This is a genomic window from Psychrobacter sp. 72-O-c, from assembly GCF_904846605.1.
In the GTDB taxonomy this organism is placed as follows: Bacteria; Pseudomonadota; Gammaproteobacteria; order Pseudomonadales; family Moraxellaceae; genus Psychrobacter.
The window spans coordinates 1-1,209 of sequence record NZ_CAJHBI010000066.1; the positions used below are offsets into that span (position 1 = coordinate 1).

The 1,209-nt window shown below is 39.1% G+C and carries 2 pseudogenes; both read right to left on the minus strand.

Going from position 1 to position 1,209, the window contains the following annotated elements:
* Positions 1 to 801: 801 nt before the first annotated feature.
* Positions 802 to 1,083 (minus strand): annotated as a pseudogene (locus tag JMX97_RS13595) (manganese efflux pump); the annotation flags it as partial.
* 16 nt (positions 1,084 to 1,099) lie between these two features.
* Positions 1,100 to 1,209 (minus strand): annotated as a pseudogene (locus JMX97_RS13600) (IS5/IS1182 family transposase); the annotation flags it as partial.

Here is a 1,209-nt window from a genome sequence, read left to right on the forward strand (position 1 = left end):
TATCTTCTTAACGGCTTCTGCTTTAAATTCTGTGCTATAAGTTCTGATTTTCTTGGTCATGGTAAACTCCTCATTGAGTCGTTAGTTTACCAAGTTTACCTCTACGGTTTCTTCAGCATAGCTCAGTTGCACTCAAGTTGCCGTTATTATCTGCTATTTTTTTGACAGCCTCTACTTTGAATTCAGTACTATAGCTCTGCATTTTCTTGGTCATGGTAAACTCCTTGGCGAGTCGTTAGTTTACCAAAAATATCTCTACGGTTTCTTCAGCATAGCTCACTTTTCAATTATCTAAGTACTTTTTTTAGCCACACCAAAAAACCATCGTTAGTCGTTGATACATTTATAGTAGGCGTAAATAAGTTAATTCACAAGCATTGAGATGAAGCAGCTGCCCGGGATCGACAAGCCAGCCTACTTTGTAGGCATCCATTGCCAACTGCCCCATGTCTACCTAAACAAACATACCTGATTGCGTACGCCCTAGATAAACTGACTTAAGCTATCAAAGCCATAGGCATCAACTCAAAAACTGAACCTAATCTAATCTAACTTAGATTGTTTACAGTCGTTTATTCCTGTCCAAAACTCTAGTTATTTCTGGTGACTATAATGCTAGAGAAATTTTATTCTTATAGGCTGGCTCGTAATATCTTAGATAGTGATTACTTTGCGAATGGGATGATACAAGTATTAATTTTGTAGATAGACGTCGGTAGCGACTTAATTTTGATAGTAGTAAAAAGGTTACTAGCACTATGTTGTATACAGTGTTAGCAACCTTTTTTTATTTGGTATTTTACTTAGGGGATGTTGTCTATATTGGGATTTGATGCCAAGCGCTACCAGTATGACAAAAGCGATCCAAGCAGCCTCTTCAGCAAACCAACCCAACATGGTAGAGCCAAGCTCGTAACCGATCAGCGGCATTAAACCCTGAGCAACCTCGAAATATACACCAACGAGTCATGCAATTTTTATAAACTGAGGCTTGGCATCATTTCTATGGGTCGAGCCAAGACCAATTGATGCTGCAAATGCATCGGCTGCTAATGCTAATGCTAATAATAGTATCTCTAACATAGGGGCTGTATAGAATTCAAATCAGCGGCAGCCAAATAAAGACACAAGCGAGAATTATGGCAGCCTCATAGCTGGCTTTAAGTTTATCATAGCGTGTGGCAATGCCTCTGAAGTGTTTTAACCTAG